16 protein-coding genes and 2 pseudogenes are annotated in these 16,490 nt (G+C 38.0%); 12 read left to right on the top strand and 6 right to left on the bottom strand.

Annotation, left to right across the window (positions count from 1 at the left end; genetic code table 11):
- Positions 1-216: 216 nt before the first annotated feature.
- The 4 genes from B494_RS18725 (at position 217) to B494_RS0100740 (ending at position 4,425) form a co-directional block, all read left to right on the top strand.
- Positions 217-1,941, top strand: coding sequence for a methyl-accepting chemotaxis protein (locus tag B494_RS18725; RefSeq protein ID WP_017470442.1), 1,725 nt, complete (start codon positions 217-219; stop codon positions 1,939-1,941).
- Positions 1,942-2,343: 402 nt separating this feature from the next.
- Positions 2,344-2,784 (top strand): NUDIX domain-containing protein, encoded by a 441-nt coding sequence (locus B494_RS0100750; RefSeq protein ID WP_017470441.1) that lies wholly within the window; start codon positions 2,344-2,346, stop codon positions 2,782-2,784.
- Between the two features lie 213 nt (positions 2,785-2,997).
- On the top strand, positions 2,998-3,591 hold the full coding sequence (locus B494_RS0100745; protein WP_017470440.1) for a flavin reductase family protein: 594 nt from the start codon (positions 2,998-3,000) through the stop codon (positions 3,589-3,591).
- 132 nt (positions 3,592-3,723) lie between these two features.
- Positions 3,724-4,425 carry a YkgJ family cysteine cluster protein gene (locus B494_RS0100740; protein WP_017470439.1) on the top strand — a complete coding sequence of 234 codons (702 nt, stop codon included), beginning with the start codon at positions 3,724-3,726 and terminating at the stop codon, positions 4,423-4,425.
- A 56-nt stretch (positions 4,426-4,481) separates the two neighbouring features.
- Here B494_RS0100740 and B494_RS0100735 read toward each other — a convergent pair whose 3' ends face one another.
- The 3 genes from B494_RS0100735 to B494_RS20045 all read right to left on the bottom strand — a co-directional run bounded on the left by B494_RS0100735 (position 4,482) and on the right by B494_RS20045 (position 7,227).
- A complete protein-coding gene (locus B494_RS0100735; RefSeq protein ID WP_017470438.1) occupies positions 4,482-5,813 on the bottom strand; it encodes a TrkH family potassium uptake protein in 1,332 nt (443 codons plus the stop codon).
- Positions 5,814-6,476 (bottom strand): potassium channel family protein, encoded by a 663-nt coding sequence (locus tag B494_RS0100730; RefSeq protein WP_017470437.1) that lies wholly within the window; start codon positions 6,474-6,476, stop codon positions 5,814-5,816.
- Positions 6,477-6,591: 115 nt separating this feature from the next.
- On the bottom strand, positions 6,592-7,227 hold the full coding sequence (locus B494_RS20045; protein ID WP_017470436.1) for a Crp/Fnr family transcriptional regulator: 636 nt from the start codon (positions 7,225-7,227) through the stop codon (positions 6,592-6,594).
- Between the two features lie 136 nt (positions 7,228-7,363).
- On the opposite strand from B494_RS20045, the gene B494_RS21380 reads away from it, so the two are divergent.
- Both B494_RS21380 and B494_RS0100715 read left to right on the top strand, forming a co-directional pair.
- Complete coding sequence (locus B494_RS21380) at positions 7,364-8,035, top strand: cupin domain-containing protein (protein ID WP_017470435.1); 672 nt, start codon at positions 7,364-7,366, stop codon at positions 8,033-8,035.
- A gap of 1 nt (position 8,036) precedes the next feature.
- The gene (locus tag B494_RS0100715) at positions 8,037-8,789 is read left to right on the top strand and encodes a class I SAM-dependent methyltransferase (RefSeq protein WP_017470434.1); all 753 of its coding nucleotides are present in this window, start codon (positions 8,037-8,039) and stop codon (positions 8,787-8,789) included.
- Between the two features lie 454 nt (positions 8,790-9,243).
- Here the strand turns inward: B494_RS0100715 and B494_RS0100710 are convergent, their stop codons facing one another.
- Positions 9,244-10,113 carry a glycine betaine ABC transporter substrate-binding protein gene (locus B494_RS0100710; RefSeq protein ID WP_026065097.1) on the bottom strand — a complete coding sequence of 290 codons (870 nt, stop codon included), beginning with the start codon at positions 10,111-10,113 and terminating at the stop codon, positions 9,244-9,246.
- Between the two features lie 140 nt (positions 10,114-10,253).
- Complete coding sequence (gene cudC / locus B494_RS0100705; RefSeq protein WP_017470432.1) at positions 10,254-10,799, bottom strand: choline uptake/conversion transcriptional regulator CudC; 546 nt, start codon at positions 10,797-10,799, stop codon at positions 10,254-10,256.
- A 449-nt stretch (positions 10,800-11,248) separates the two neighbouring features.
- On the opposite strand from cudC, the gene betB reads away from it, so the two are divergent.
- Complete coding sequence (gene betB / locus B494_RS0100700; RefSeq protein WP_017470431.1) at positions 11,249-12,718, top strand: betaine-aldehyde dehydrogenase; 1,470 nt, start codon at positions 11,249-11,251, stop codon at positions 12,716-12,718.
- Between the two features lie 31 nt (positions 12,719-12,749).
- Complete coding sequence (locus tag B494_RS0100695) at positions 12,750-13,958, top strand: iron-containing alcohol dehydrogenase (protein ID WP_017470430.1); 1,209 nt, start codon at positions 12,750-12,752, stop codon at positions 13,956-13,958.
- 455 nt (positions 13,959-14,413) lie between these two features.
- Here the strand turns inward: B494_RS0100695 and B494_RS20345 are convergent.
- Positions 14,414-14,542, bottom strand: a pseudogene (locus tag B494_RS20345) (GMP reductase); the annotation flags it as partial.
- Between the two features lie 239 nt (positions 14,543-14,781).
- Here B494_RS20345 and B494_RS0100690 point away from each other — a divergent pair.
- From B494_RS0100690 to B494_RS21055, 4 genes and pseudogenes are all read left to right on the top strand, one after another.
- On the top strand, positions 14,782-15,474 hold the full coding sequence (locus B494_RS0100690; RefSeq protein WP_017470429.1) for a DUF4176 domain-containing protein: 693 nt from the start codon (positions 14,782-14,784) through the stop codon (positions 15,472-15,474).
- An 18-nt stretch (positions 15,475-15,492) separates the two neighbouring features.
- Positions 15,493-15,717, top strand: coding sequence for a hypothetical protein (locus tag B494_RS0100685; RefSeq protein WP_017470387.1), 225 nt, complete (start codon positions 15,493-15,495; stop codon positions 15,715-15,717).
- Between the two features lie 61 nt (positions 15,718-15,778).
- Positions 15,779-16,087 (top strand): hypothetical protein, encoded by a 309-nt coding sequence (locus B494_RS0100680; protein ID WP_017470428.1) that lies wholly within the window; start codon positions 15,779-15,781, stop codon positions 16,085-16,087.
- Positions 16,084-16,490 (top strand): annotated as a pseudogene (locus B494_RS21055) (hypothetical protein); the annotation flags it as partial. The gene B494_RS0100680 and the pseudogene B494_RS21055, both read left to right, overlap by 4 nt.

Raw genomic sequence — 16,490 nt, 5'->3', positions numbered from 1 at the left:
GTTTAATAAGCTCCATCTGTTATTAATCAAAAATCATGTTAAATAACATAACAGTAGAAAATATATCTATTGAAAAAAATGGCGAGTCTGTTATAATTTTAACATTAATGTCAGATAGAAATCCTAATTATATTGACTTAATTTTTGTGAAAAACATTAATTTAGGATATTTGTCTACCGCAGAAATAACCATAGACAGAAGAAGGGATGTAAAACATGAAGCTCGCATTTAGCAAGTCAATGACACTCACAATTAGAAAGAAAATGAGTATCATATTTGGAATTATTATTTTATTAATTGCAGGTTCAGGTACCATTGCTTTAGTAGGATTAGGTAGAGTGAATAATCAACTCAATGAAATGTATGAAAATCATGTGTTAGGGATTGAGATGGTTAAAGAAGCAGAGGTACAATTGCTTTCTATTGAACGTGCTCGCAACGACATGTTAATGACGAATCATCAAAGTGAGCGAGAAATTCATGCTGAAGAGATGGTCGAACATCAAGCAGCATTTGCAGAGGCTATTGATCAAGTTGAAGAGATGCTTTCATCAACAGCGGAATCAGAGCGAATTAATAATATTCGTTCATTAATCACAGAACTAGAAGAAAGTGAAGCTATGATTGTTGATTTAGCACTAAATGATAGTGTCAATCAAGCTTATGCATTTCGTAATCGTAGTACATCAATGATCGAACGGATTGAAGAAGATGTCCAACAGATCGTTGACCTCAAAACTGAGCGTGCTGCTGAAGCGGACGAGCAATCAACGACTATTTTTATGACAACACAAATTGTTTCAATTGTTGCCGTGGTTTTAGCGATAGTCATTGTTATCGTTGGCTTAACCTATATTGATCGTTCGATGACGAAGCCAATTAACAAACTTAATCGGATGGCAAATGAACTGGCTAATGGAAACTTTAACCTTGAGCCTGTTCAAATAAGATCAAAAGATGAATTGGGTTCCTTGGCGAAAGCTTTTCATGATATGATGGGTAATATTAGGGAGTTGTTGACAACCATACATAGGAGTGCAGAAGAAGTAGCAAGTTCTTCTGAACAATTAACCGCGATTTCACAACAGTCAGCATCGATAACTGGAGAAGTGGCCAATACAATGGAATCTTTAGCTGATGGAGCAAGTTCACAAGCCTCAGATACTGAACAAGCGACACAGCATGTTGCAGAGATCGGCCAGTTATTAGAAGAAAATAGTCAAGCTATTAGGTCGGTTATCGAATCTGCTAAAGTGATTGATGATCGAAAAGCAAAAGGTTTTACTATATTAGAACAGCTCGTGAATCAGACGAAAGAAAACACAGCAGAAACAGATTATGTTTATCAGAATATTTTAGCAAATAACCAAAGCGCTAATAAAATTGAAGAAGCAAGTGAAATGATACAAAATATTGCAGACCAAACCGGTTTGCTTGCATTGAATGCCGCGATTGAAGCAGCACGTGCCGGTGAACAAGGGAAAGGATTTGCTGTTGTAGCTGATGAAATTCGTAAACTTTCTGATCAGTCAAATCAATTTACTCAAGACATCTTAACGATTATTACTGAGTTGAAGGGGAATTCGAATCAAGCGGTCAATAAAATGGAGAGCATGAAAGAAATGATGGACGAACAAGCGGCATATGTTAGCGACACTTCCAACATTTTTGATCAGATTTCAGAAGCGATTAATCAAACAGACCAAGCCGTCGATAAGTTGAATCGTATTTCTGCCTCATTAAATACAAATAAAGAGTCAACATTAACCGTTGTTGAGAACTTAGCAGCTATCGCAGAGGAAAATGCTGCTTCAACTGAAGAAGCGGCTTCTGCTATTGAAGAACAAGAGGCTAGTGCGAAAGAAATTTCTTCGTCTAGTGAAAACTTAACGGGCATTTCAAACCAATTGAATGACTTGATTCAGAAATTTAAGTTATAATGGATTTAATAAAGCTGTCAGAATTTATCCCAGATAGTCATCCGTAAACTGTCCACAATAAAATAGAGGATAGAGCTCATTTGTCTAAGTGGGAGCTAACGGCCGCTAATATTCTGATTGAAGGTTCGTTTTATTTCAAAGAAAGCTATGAAATGTTCATACATTCGCTGAAGACAAGCGAATGCGAGTGTTTAACTGCATTTAGTTGTAAATTTAATGATGAACCGGAAAATTGTAGCTAGGGTTCCGCTTTTTTAGGTCTGTGACCGAGGGCTACATCTTTTACAAAGTAAAAGGCACCTATTGACATAAAAGGTCCGAGGGGAAAGGTTCAACGTATTTGTTATGCGTTGATCTTCTTTCTGCTCGGACTTTTTTTATATTTAAAGGAGGATGACTAATATGAATAGAATTGATGAATTGAAAGCTGGCATTGCTGTCATTATTTTGAATGAAGAAAACCAAGTTTTATTACAGAAAAGAGCAGATGTAGGACGGTGGGGTATTCCATCGGGACATGTAGAAATCGGAGAAACGGTTTCTGAAGCAGCGATTAGAGAGGTGAAAGAGGAAACCAATTTAGATATAAAAATTAAAAAATTAATTGGCGTTTATTCTGAACCAGATTCGCAAACGTTTGTCTATCCAAATGGTAAAGCGGTACACTTTATAACGACTTGTTTTCTTGCTGAAATTAAAGGAGGAGAGCTAAGGTGTAATTCAAATGAATCACTTGAAATTAAGTTTTTTGGACTACACGTATTACCTGATGATTTGATAAAAATGCATCCTAACTGGTTAAAAGATGCGCTGGCTCAAAGAGAAAAAGCGTTCATACGGTAACATAGGTCTAAACGATCGTATTAGCAAATCCTCTAAGGGTAATCAACTGGAACAGAGCAGGTCGTGTCTTATAACTTTTGGGGAATAAGGCTAGTCTTATCCATGGTCTTCGTCACTATGTGGTTAAACGGGGTGCTTGATAAGTTGTTACAAGCGCTTCTAGCACGAAGTCGATAAAACTATGCTATCATTAGGTTGGAAAGGAATGATATGATGAAGACAATCGATCCAAAAACGTTAACCGCAAAAGATAATTATAAATTTCTAATCGGTAGTGTTATTCCAAGACCGATTGCTTTTGTTACGTCTCTCTCAAAAGATGAAACACTAAATGGCGCCCCTTACAGTTTTTTTAACGTGGTATCATCAGAACCACCTATGTTATCTATAGCTGTCCAGCAAAAAGATGGACAAAGGAAGCATACAGCTCAAAATATACTTGAACATAATGAGTTTGTCGTCCACATTGTTGATCAACAATCGGTTGAGCAAGTCAATCAAACCGCTGCGACCCTCGATGCAAATGCTAGCGAAGTGACTTTTGCGGACTTAACCGCAGTGAACAGTTCATACATTGAGACACCGGGGATTGCTGAAGCGAAAATAAGAATGGAATGTCGACTGTATAAGCATGTTGAATTACCGACGACCGATTTAATTTTAGGTGAAATTATCTGTTACCATATTGATGAAACATTATACGCTAATGGGCGCATCGATGAAACAAAATTACAAGCTGTCAGTCGCTTAGCTGGACATAAATATGCTAAGGTAGGAGAAGTATTTTCGATTCATCGACCCAAATAAAAGATTTATAACAGATAACCTTCCGTAAAACACGAGATAATTGAATATTTTTATTACCAAGTTAAACGTGGTAAAGGGGGATTTGCGATTATTTATCCAAGTTTAGAAGAGATACAACAGCGGTGCGAACATATGGCGAAGCATTACCAAATTGATGATGCTTTGTTTTATCAAATTGTTGAACATTGGCATGACAGTGGTCTTTCTAATGAAGAAAAATTGTCACGGTCATTTCAAGGTTTGCTTGATCAAGTCAGTATCGAAATGGATAAGATAGATGAGGTGATTGGGTTAAAACCAACCTGTCAAATGGGCTGTGCATTTTGTTGTTATTTCCCGATTATTGTTACAGAATTAGAAGCTAAATTGATCAAGCAAGCCCTTAATCAGTTACCAAGAGCGCGCTATCAGCAAATATATCAGCAGTTACTTACCTATCAATCTGATTATGCTGAAAAATTAAAGGAAGCTCGAGCACTTGATTTTTATCAGGATAGAAATTTTAAAAAGAACTATCGGAAACTTGATTTACCTTGCCCGTTGTTGAATTTAGAAACAAATGCATGTATGGCTTATCAAGTAAGGCCGATTCCGTGTCGAACATATGTTAATTACATGGATCCTGAGATTTGCAAGTCAAATCGAATGCCAGAAGAGACGGTGAGTTTTGAATTTTTATATCAGCCATACTTTGAAGCGCTTAATGACTTTTTACAATGGTTATATCAAGAGGGGGATACAGGTAATGTTGAGTATCCCAATGATATTTATCATGAAGATTATCTAATCAATTGGCTTAAACCAGAATATTTAGATCGAGTAAATGAAAAGTAAAAATCTTTAATACCAAAAACCACGAGCAAGTTTAACTTGTTCGTGGTTTTAAGTAATTATCCTGTAAATATTTCTCCCTTAGGATAAGATATACGTGGTTTGGTTGATCGTGCTAGTGCAAAGGCAATCGTAAGCGGGCCCACTCTTCCAATAAACATTAACAACATAATAATGGGTTTCCCGATATTGGATAATTGGTCGGTAATGCCTACTGATAAGCCAACTGTACCGAAGGCAGAAAAAGCCTCAAATACAATCGCAAACGTTGGTAAATGCTCAGTAATAGATAAAATAAAGATAGCTCCAAAAATAAAGAATAAACTAATGATAATAATCGATAGCGAACGGTGTACAATATTAAGTGGAATGCGACAACGAAATAAATGGACTTCGTTTCTACCGCGTAAATAAGAGAAAACAGCAAAAATAATAATGATAAAAGTGGTCAATTTTACGCCACTACCGGTTGAGGCACTACCTGCTCCAATAAACATTAACAGTACAGTCAAGAGCAGAGAGCCTTCATTCATAGCACTATAGTCCAAGCTATTAAAACCAGCTGTTCTCGGAGTGACCGCTTGGAAAAAACTACCCCATAGTTGTTCACCAAATGACAAATGTCCAAGTGTAGCGGGGTTTTGATGCTCTAATAAAAAGAATAATAGCATAGCGACGATATTAATCATCAATGTACCGACTAGCATGACTTTCGTGTGTAATGAATAGCGTCTGAATTTGTTGCGTCTCATTAATTCATAGATGACCGTAAAACCTAACCCACCGGTAATAAATAACCCAGTAATAACAATATTAACAATAGGGTCACCTACATAACCTGATAAACTATCAGACCATAAGCTGAATCCAGCATTATTAAATGAGGAAACAGCGTGAAATAAACTGGTAAACAGACCGAAACCAAGCCCGTATTCTGGGACCCATCTCAGCGCTAGTAAGAGAGTAGCTACTAGTTCAAGTATAATGGCAAAAAAGAAAAGGGTACGAATTAAGCGAACAACGCCACCCATTGAATTCTGATTTAATGATTCTTGAATTAATAAACGCTCCTTTAAGCCGATCTTCTTACCTAGTAATAAGACGCTCATTACAGCAAATGTCATCAACCCTAACCCGCCTAATTGGATTAAAATGAGTAGAATGGTTTGTCCGAATAAGGTGAAAGCTGTCCCAGTATCAACGACGATCAAACCTGTTACGGTCACAGCTGAGGTAGCTGTAAAAGCTGCATCTAACCAAGAGATCGGTTCTACGGTACTCCAAGGTAATTTAAGTAATAAAGTTCCAATCGATATAATCATAAAGAAACCAACAGCCAAAATTTGTGGTGGAGAGAGCCTGCGTTTTCGTAATTTCTTAACTAAGTCCATTTACATCTCCACCTTTTTGAAACGAGCAATATCCTTATTGCTACCAATAATTATTAAAATATTACCTTCACTTAATTGATAATCAGGAGACGGATTAATGTCAATTTGCCCGTCATATTTAATCCCAAGTAAACTAATGCCGTATTTTCCACGTAAATCTATTGTTGTAATTGACCTCCCGACCATTTTATCAGGAGCTTTTATTTCGACAATGCTATATTCATCAGAAAGTTCAATGTAATCAAGCAGATGGCCATTAATTACTTGTTGAGCAAATCGCTTTGCAATGTCCTTTTCTGGATGAATAATTAAATCAGCCCCAATTTTGTCTAATATTTTTGTATGATAATCATTAATTGACTTGACCCAAACGTTTTTAATATTTAAATCTTTTAAGATCAATGTTGTTAAAATACTCGCTTGAATATCTTCTCCAATTGCTACAATAACATAATCGAAATTTGTTAAGCCAAGTGATTTTAAAATACCCTCATCTGTTGCATCAGCAACTACGGCGTGGGTAGCAATGGTGCTGAAGTCATTAACAAGTCGCTCTTTCCGATCAATGACTAATACATCATGTCCTAACTCTAATAAGGATTTACTTACCCCTGAACCGAATTGCCCTAATCCGATCACAGCCAATTGTTTTTGTGTCGCCAAGTGATGACCCCCTTTATCCGCTACTATTTCTTTGTTGAGTGACTACAAGTTAAGATACCGTTCTTTATGGTGAAAGTCAATAAAAAATCCGACTGAAACCATATTTCTATTGGATTCAGTCGGATAGTGTAAAGCTGTTAAGGTGGTAGTCTAATAAGCCATCTTGTTTCATTGCTGTTAATTCCCGAGATAGAGCACTTCGATCAACATGTAAATAATGGGCGAGTTCATGTCTTGAATAAGGAATCGTTATCGTTTTCCCTGCTTCAGCCCCTTGTTTTTCTAAAAAGGACAGAATCCGCTCGCGTAAGCGTCTATTTCCTAATAAGTCAACACGTTCAAACAACCGTTGGTGTTGCTCAAGGACGTGTTTTAATAGTTGCTGATAAATATATGTCCGTAATGCACATCCTTCTGGGAAAATCGCTTGCTCAAAGACAAGTAGTTTGGTATCGGATTTTACTTGAATAATATGTTCATCACTTAATCCAAGCTGTTCGTTCCAAATTAAATCACCTGGTGCTAATGTTGAAACAATAAATAAGTCGCCCTCCGCACTGTTCTTTTCGATGAAAAGTTGGCCACTAAGCAGGAGCGCTATTTTATCTTTAAATAGCGAAAGTTGTAGCTGTTTTTTTCCTTTTACATCCATAGTATTGAGATCAAGACATTGAATCGCCTTTGTTAACTCTTCATCTGTTAATGATTGAAAGAAAGGGAGTTTTTTTAATTGTTGTGGTGTTGCTTTCATATCTTCACCTCTTTGTTGCCTATGCAACCGTAATTATTCACTAACTGTGATAGATTAAAATACATGAATGAGAATCATTATCATTATAACTAAGTATAGTAAAATCTTAGATAAATAACAAGAGGGAGGAAAGACATTGAGGGATTTACCAAAAAATAGCGTATTTAAATGGGATCAGGTTGCGGTAACATTAGCTGATTCCATAACAAGTACGGCGGTAGCAGAGACCGATTACTATGATATTACGGCATTCGGTTTAGGGAAATCCGAATCGATTAGTACAGAAATTGTTCATGGTGAAAAGCTCATTTATTGTGTGAAAGGTGAGCTTGACATCATTTTCAACAATCAACAAACGAAGTTAAAAGCCGAGCAATTGATCATATTAGATGATCAAACGTATCATTCAATTTTAGCACAGGACCCATCAATTTTCCAACAATATTATATCTACAATAAAGAGGAGTGTAAGCAGATGATTAATAAGATTCCACACAATCAAACGATTGATTTAGCAGAGCAAATTGAGCATGTGCCAAATAAGAAAGTAAGTAAAGCACTTATTCAACGCAAAGATTTAACGCTAAGCTTATTTGCGATAGACGAAGGACAACAGATCGCGCGACATACTTCAAATGGTGATGCGCTTGTCCAAATATTAGAAGGAGAGGCGTTGATTACCATCGATCAAACAGCGTATAGTGTCAAGGCGGGCGAAAGTATTGTGATGCCAGCTGAAGTTCCTCATGCCTTAGAGGCGATTACTGCTTATAAAATGTTATTAACAGTTGTAAAGGAAGGTGAATAAAGTGACGGAAGCGGGGCATTCTTTTTTAGCGCGATTAGGTAAAACCCGTTTACGCCCTGGTGGTAAACAGGCGACTAATTGGTTGTTTGGCCACGTCGAAATCAACCCAGAAAAAAATATATTAGAAGTTGCTTGTAATCAGTGTACCAATGCCATTGCATTAGTTAAGAAAACCGGCTGCTCGATTACCGCTGTCGACCTCGACCCAACAGTTGTCGAGATAGCGAAGCAACGTGTTAGTGCCGCTGGTTTAACGAAATCGATCCAAGTTGAACGAGGCAATGCCCTTAATCTTTCTTATCCTGATCAATCCTTTGATATCGTCATTAATGAAGCGATGCTCACCATGCTTGGCGATAAGCAAAAACAAAAAGCCTTATCAGAGTATTATCGTGTATTGAAGCCAGGTGGCATCTTACTTACTCATGATGTTTATTTAGCAGAGGGTAGATCGAACGAAATCATAAAAGATTTACAACAAGCGATCCACGTACCGGCAAACCCATATGATAAATTTGGGTGGACAGAATTGTTTGAAACGACTGGATTTGACCAATTAGATACGTTAACTGGGCCGATGTCGCTGTTAAGACCCATCGGAATGATCAGAGATGAAGGGATATTTAGAACATTAAAAATCATCCGAAATGCATTTAAAAAAGACAATTATCCCTATTTTAAAAAAATGTATCGCTTTTTTAGAAAAAATAAAGACAGCTTAGGTTTTATTGCTGTTGCTGCTTATAAAAAATAATGTAGACAATAAAAAGCGCGTTAAACACGACGAGAACGAGCCATCTTTTGGCCATCTGTTGATATTAAAACGCACCAAATATTTCCCGGGTAATGGTGTGTATTTAAAATGTTTTGTTGTTTAACTTAAAAAGTGATATAACCGAAGATCATAAGCTGTTACGGTTATATCACATGTTTTGTTCAGCATATTATGAAAAGATATTTATTACAGATAACGGGTGGCGCTAATATCCTGATTTACTCGGGTCACAACAGGGTGTTGGTCACACAAACGTTTTCGCAGGGCGCGAAGACGATAGGTTGTGTTCCTTAGTGAGTGGGCAAGATCGTAGACTAAAACCACCACATCTTTAAGAAGGGTTACAGACTAAAACCGCCACGTCCTGTGGCAACGTCTGGATGACCTACATCTTGTAGCCCTCCACTTAATGATTGCAGGTTCGTTTTATTAATTAGTCAATCCACTCTTCAATAATATCTCTATTATTGTCTACCCATTCTACAGCACCATCATACGGATCATCAGTATTTTCGGTATGGTTAATTAGCTCGCCAATTTGCTCATCATCCATTTTCCAATTTTCAAACCATTGTGCGACTTCTGGATAATCATCTTCAAATTGAGAGCGAGTGGCGTGATGTATTTTTTCAGTTCCACCATAAACGTTTTCCGGATCCTCTAGAAATTTCAGATCTAGTTCAGAAAAAATCCAATGCGGTGTCCAAAGCGGAGCAACAATTGCTTGTTCATTTTCTATAGCTTGACCGATCGCTGCTAACATCGCAGGCTCAGAACTGGAAATTAATTCATAATCAAGACCGTATGTTTCGATAAGCTCCTCAGTTATTTCCATTGTACCTGCACCAGGATCAAAGCCGGTTATTTCCGCTTCAAATAATTCTTGATATTCCTTAAGATCTTCGATACTATTTATCTCTTCAAGGTAGGAAGGCACAGCTAGTCCTACTCGTGCGTTGTCAAACCATGTTTCATCAGAAAAATGAATGTCGTCACCATATTGTTCTAAGTAATTTCTATCTTGAACGGGTAGCCAAATTTCTAAATTAACATCTAATTCATCATTTGCTAATGCACTCATGGTGGTTCCCATATCTAATAGTGTTAATTCAACGTGATAGCCTTTTTCTTCAAGGATATATTTCCACATGTTTGTGACCGCTATATTCTCAGACCACTCAATTTGCGAGATGCTTATTGTATCATCATCACCTTCCTCTTCGGCATTTTCACCTCCGCATGCGGTTAGTAATAATACAAATAAAATAATAAACCCCTTTGTTATTCCTTTCAATTTTTCCATCTCCTTACTTTTACAATATATTTAAAGCGTTAAAAACGTTTTATTAATAATTAACTTATTTAATATAGTTTTTTAAAAAATACTCCGTAATAGGTTGCCCTTTTACAGAGTGTTTTTTAAATAATGACATTGAGTAGTCATTATTTTTTAGGTAAAAATGAAAAAATCTCTTCACTTCTTATGCTTGCTACTAAATCCGCTAGCCAATGGTAGTATGTTTTTGATTCTTCTAATTGCTTATAAACTTCACGAGCGTGATCTATGTCTGTGGCATTGGCAGTTCCATCTTGCTCAACATCACTTAATAGTGACTGAGCTTCTTTAATGGCATCCATGTTCATTTTTACTTCTCTGTCCCACATTTGACAATAGAATGCCATAAAAGAGTTGAAAAAATTTTTCTCAGCTGCATAAGTATGTTTTCTGCTTCCACGTATATATTTTTTCTTGACCATCTCAATTTCTTGAAGCTTACGTACGCTGGTACTCATACTTGGCTTACTCATTTCTAACTCTTCACGCATTTCATCTAATGTCATTTGTTCTTTAAAGTACATCGTTGCATACAAATTACCAGCAGAAGGTGTGACACCATAAAGGTCCATTGTCTCTGCAATTGATCCAATCACCTTATCTTTCGCTTCTTCAATCTTCATTTTGGCGGTATGCTGTTGTTCGTTAGTCATTGTCTGCACCTTCTCTAAAATTAGTTCAATATTTTTAAAATACATTTTATATTTTTAATGTTAACGTCTATAAATCATATGTCAACTATCAAAAGTGTCGTTTGTTATGATAAATTCCGTTTGATGGCGTTAACGATGCAAAGTTTGGGCATTTAAATCTTTTTAAATCTTTTGGTTCAGCATGTGGAAATTTTATTATAGATAACCGTCCGTAAACCGCCTATCACAAAATATAGACAGTGATCATCTATTTAGGCGGGAGCTAACGGAAACTAATGTCCTGATTCCCACTGGCTAACCATCAGTGAGTAAAGGACAAGATCGCCCACGGATTGAAGGTTTGTTTTATACTTTGACAACAAATAAAACACATGTTAACATTAATTTTGTTAAGAACGTTAAATATAAATTTAACAAAACAAATATTAATTTAGAATGGAGTGAATAATATGCGTTTTTTAAGACAGTACATTAATGGGGCATGGGTAAATGCAGTGTCTGGCGAGACAAGAGACATCATTAATCCTTTTAATCAAGACGTGATTGCGACTGCTACTGAGGGCAATGAAACTGACGCTAAATTAGCGATTGCTGCGGCAAGAGAAGCATTTGATAGTGGAGAATGGGCGTCCACACCGGCAATTGAACGTGGACAATTCATCAGAAAGATTGCTGAACTAATTGAAAGAGATAAAGAAGAACTGGCTGAACTTGAATCATTAGATACAGGGAAAACCGTGGAAGAAAGCCGTGGTGATATGGATGATATCGCTGGTGTCTTTCGCTATTATGCTGAACTAGCTGATAAAAATGGTGGAGAAATCATTGATTCCCCAATTCCTGATTCGATTAGTAAAGTGGTTCACGAACCGGTTGGCGTCTGTGGTCAAATTACGCCATGGAATTATCCATTACTCCAAGCATCATGGAAATTGGCTCCAGCTTTAGCAACGGGGAATACGTTAATTATGAAGCCTAGTGAGATTACACCACTTACATCGGTGAAAGTTTTTGAATTAATAGAAGAAGCTGGCATCCCTAAAGGTGTGGCTAACCTTGTTCTTGGTGCAGGTGATACAGTTGGCGCAGAGCTTTCAGTTAATAGTGATGTAGACCTTATTTCTTTTACCGGTGGAATTGCAACGGGAAAGAAGATTATGCAAGCAGCTAGCAGTAACGTTAAGAAGCTTGCTCTAGAACTAGGTGGTAAGAATCCAAATGTGATTTTTGCAGATGCTGATCTAGAAACAGCTGTTGACCAAGCACTGAATGCTGTGTTTTTCCACGCTGGACAAATATGCTCAGCTGGAACACGACTTATCTTAGAAGAAAGTATCCACGATGACTTTGTAAGAGCATTAGTAGCACGTGTTAGCAAGATCAAACTTGGTAGTGGCTTTGATAACAAAACACAAATGGGTCCACTTATTTCGGCTGAACACCTTGCTAAAGTTGAAAAGTATGTAGAAGCAGGTAAGCAAGAAGGTGCTACTGTAGCTATTGGTGGTGGACGTCCACAAGATCCAGAACTACAGGATGGTTTCTTTTACTTACCAACGGTTTTAACGGATTGTACAACAGATATGAAGGTCGTCCAAGATGAAGGATTTGGACCGGTTATTACAGTTGAAAAGTTTCAAACAGAACAAGAAGCTATTAAACTAGCAAATGATTCGATCTATGGCCTTGCTGGTGGAGTCTGGACAAATGATATTGCTAAAGCTGAGCGTTGTGTCGCTAAAATGCGTATGGGAACAGTATGGATTAATGAATTTAACTTGTACTTCCCACATGCACCTTGGGGTGGCTTTAAACAGTCCGGCATTGGCCGTGAATTAGGAAGACTAGGCATAGAAGAATATACTGAGACAAAACATATCTTTCAAAATCTTAAGCCAGAACCATTGAACTGGTTTTAAATATATTTATAAATTTAGGAGGTATTATATTATGAGTTTAAACATGAAATTAGAACATATGCACACATTCCATACTTTTGAGGTGCCAACGGTAATCAAACACGGGATTGGTTCAATCCAATACATCGGAGAAGAAGTAAAACGGTTAGGGGTTACCAAGGTGTTATTAGTGACAGACCCAGGTATCTATCAAGCTGGTGTAACTGCACCTGTTGAAAATCACTTGAAAGAAGCAGGTTTAGCTGTTGTTGTATTCAATAAAGTGCAACCTAATCCAGCAACTGCATTAATTGCAGAAGGTTCAAGCCTTTATGAAAAAGAGAGTTGTGACGGGTTAGTAGCCGTTGGCGGTGGGAGTTCGATGGATACTGCCAAAGCGATTGGAGTAGAAGTAAAACATGAGGGCAGTGTATTGGATTATGAAGCAGCAGAAGGCAAAAAACCTTTAGAACATCGTATTCCACCGTTAACGACTATTCCAACGACTGCAGGAACAGGTTCTGAAGTCACACAATGGGCAGTTATTACTGATGAAGAACGAGAATTTAAATTTAATACAGGAGGGCCGCTCATCGCAGCGCATTTAACCATTCTTGATCCAGAATTACATGTGACTATGCCACCACATGTAACAGCAATGACAGGCATTGATGCCCTTGCACATGCAATCGAATGCTACACGATGCATTTTGCTCAACCTGTGACCGATGCGGTAGCATTGCTAGCCATTGAGTATGTAGCAAAATATATTCGTCGTGCTTATGCAGATAGTGGTGATATTGAAGCGCGTTATGGAATGGCACAAGCTGCAATGTTAGCGGGTTTATCTTATGGGAGTGCCTCTGCTGGAGCCGCACATGCTATGTCACAAACGCTCGGTGGAATTATCCCAGTTGCACACGGACAAGCCGTAGCAGCTATGATGGGGCCTGTAATGGAATACAATTGGAAAGGACATCCTGATAAATTTGCGCGCATTGCTCAAGCACTCGGTGTAGATACGTTTAATATGACGACTGAAGAAGCAGCAAAAGCATCAGTCAATGAAGTTTATCGATTGGTAGAAGATCTTGATGTACCGACCTTAGAGGAACAAGGAGTATCATCAGAGATGATAGAACGTCTTGCTAAAGAAGCTATGAAAGATCCTCAAACTGTTGGTAACCCGCGAGATTTAACGGTAAAAGATTATGTGTGGATTTACGAGCGTTGCTTTAACCTAACGCCAAAAACAGTGTAAATTAGCGAACGTTTTTTGAATGGATTGCAGATAACCGTCCGTAAACCACCCATCTCAAAATGTAGAGCAACTTTATTTAGGTGGGTGATAACGGGCGCTAATGTTCTGATTTACTCGAGCCAACAGGATATTGGTCACACAAGCGTTTCGCAGGACGCGAAGACGTTAGCTTGTGTTCCTTAGTGAGTGGGTAAGATCTTAGACATATCTTTAAGAAAGATTACAGTCTAAAACCGCCACATCCTGTGGCAACGTCTGCATGACCTAAATCTTGTAGCCCTCCGCTTAATGATTGCAGGCTCGTTTTATCGAACCAAAATAAACCTACAAATTAGATGACTACCAATCTAACTTGTAGGTTTGTTTGTTGTTTATCAAGGTGTAATATTCCATAAATGCCGATTTACAGGAAGTTCATTTGATAAGGATTTGCTCATGTCATTCATTTATCATCATTAATAAACTTTATCACCGTTAAAAATTGAATTTTTTACGACTACATAATCAACATTACGAATCGACATTAGGTTATTTCCACCAGCGTAAGCGATCGAAGACTGTAAATCTTGTTCGATATTGACGATCCTCACGCGATAGAACCGACCAATGGACCTGAATCTTTATCCCTGTTTCTCTACAATCTTAATCAATTTTTAGTAGAAATATGTCTATCGCCTTATTTACCTAAAGGAAGATTTTTCTTAATATGAAGAAGATGTTTAATAGTGGTATTAATTTCTAGATAATAAGGAAAGACCTTACTATTAAATGCGAACGGCTAATAGCTTAAATGATAGATGATAAAAGAAAGTAGGCACCATACATGATGAACATCAATCGCGATTTTCAACTAAAAGCATTGTTAACAGACGCTGTCGAGCAGTTGGTTCTCCCGTTAGGACAACATGGAAGTGACGAAGAAAAAGGAATGTTAGTGGCGCTACAGGACGTTTTTATTAGTGATCCACAGCTAGTGACACAGTTATATCGTGCATATCGGAAGGAAAGGGTCTCATTGACGCTCGCTCATGCCGGTGATGAGCTTGTCTATGAAAGAGAAGGTGACCACCATACAGTGCGATTCAAACAAGCTTCCGTGTCCTTTAATAGTGAACATTATGCCAGGTATCTTGCGGTAACGTTAGACATAGTAAGAGAGGTGTTGCCGTTAGGTTCTGTTGTCGAATTAGATCCTCTCTACTTTAAGCCGAGCGAGAAAACAGATTCTCCCACGTTACTTGTCATTACAGGACGCTTTATTGCGCCAAAAGGCTATATGACGTACTTCCCTTATAAAGGTGTCGTCTATCCGGTGGGGGAAGTGAAAGCAAACGCCCATGTGCACTTCACGGCACCGTTGATCAAAAAAGTGATCCAGCGCGGGTATAAAGATGAAAGTGAATTAGCTTTTGAACTGATGATGAAGCGAGAATTAATGCTAAATAGAGGGATGACCTCCCTTGAATTTTCTCCTAAGGCTATGACACAGCTACAAACAGAATTGACTAAAGATTAATGATAGGATGAGGGACACATGGTATATGATGCAAGTTTTTGCCATAAAGTTGTGAATGGATCGGGCTTTTCGAGTGGTGTTCTTAATCATTTAGATAAGGTACAACGGGCCATTGAGAAAAACTACGCAGATATGGATTTAGAGAATGCCTCCGTGCAAGAAGAGATGGAGGAGATTGTCGCCGAGATGGTTAAGGAGATAGAGGCGCTTAAAACGTATGTGTCGGACGTTCATTTTAAATAAGCTTGCGGTGATGTGAGATAAAAAGGATGGGATGTCTGTAACAGGAAAGGTGTGATGAGGCGTGGCAAATGGAAAAATTCAATTAGATACGTCCCGATTAGCAATAATTCTAAATAATTTAAAGGCAAGTATGGAAGAATTTGAAAGTTATACGATGACATTTCGTACCCAAACGCGGGATCAATTAGATGATTTTCAATCTGATTTTGCCAGTAAAGCCAGTGAGCTCTTGACGAATATGCGTGATGATGTAAAGTCGGATTTACTCGACAAACTCACGAACTTACATGCATGTGGTGAAAGCATTTTAACAAAGATGCAAGAGCAAGATGAAGCGCTTAGTCAGGCCATGCAAGGTGGCAAAAGATGATCCGTGATTTAAAAATTAATTACGGCATTTTAGATGATATTGTCGAACAATTAAATGCTTATCACCATGCGCTCCAAACGATGGAAACGTCCCTTCGCCAACTGAAAGTTTACATAAAAAGCAATGAAGGCGAAGCCATTGACGCGTGGGAAGAGAAGATAGCAGCGTCAGAGAACACAATAAGTGCGTATGCCGAGCAAGTGATAGACCTTCTTGCGTTATTTGATGGCTATGTAACGGATACGACAGCCTATATTACACCAGTAGCCAGACAGGTGATGATGCGCGTTGATCGCAATGATATTTGGTTTAATTTACGCCAAATCGATAATGGTATTTCGCATCATACAATGAAAGCTGTATTTGCGACTCAGCGAACCCCGTTCATTCGTATTCGCTGGGA

It is taken from the genome of Amphibacillus jilinensis Y1 (assembly GCF_000306965.1).
GTDB classification, from domain to species: domain Bacteria; phylum Bacillota; class Bacilli; order Bacillales; family Amphibacillaceae; genus Amphibacillus_C; species Amphibacillus_C jilinensis.
Note: the sequence above shows the minus strand (reverse complement) of the source record. Positions and strands in the feature narration are given on the sequence as shown.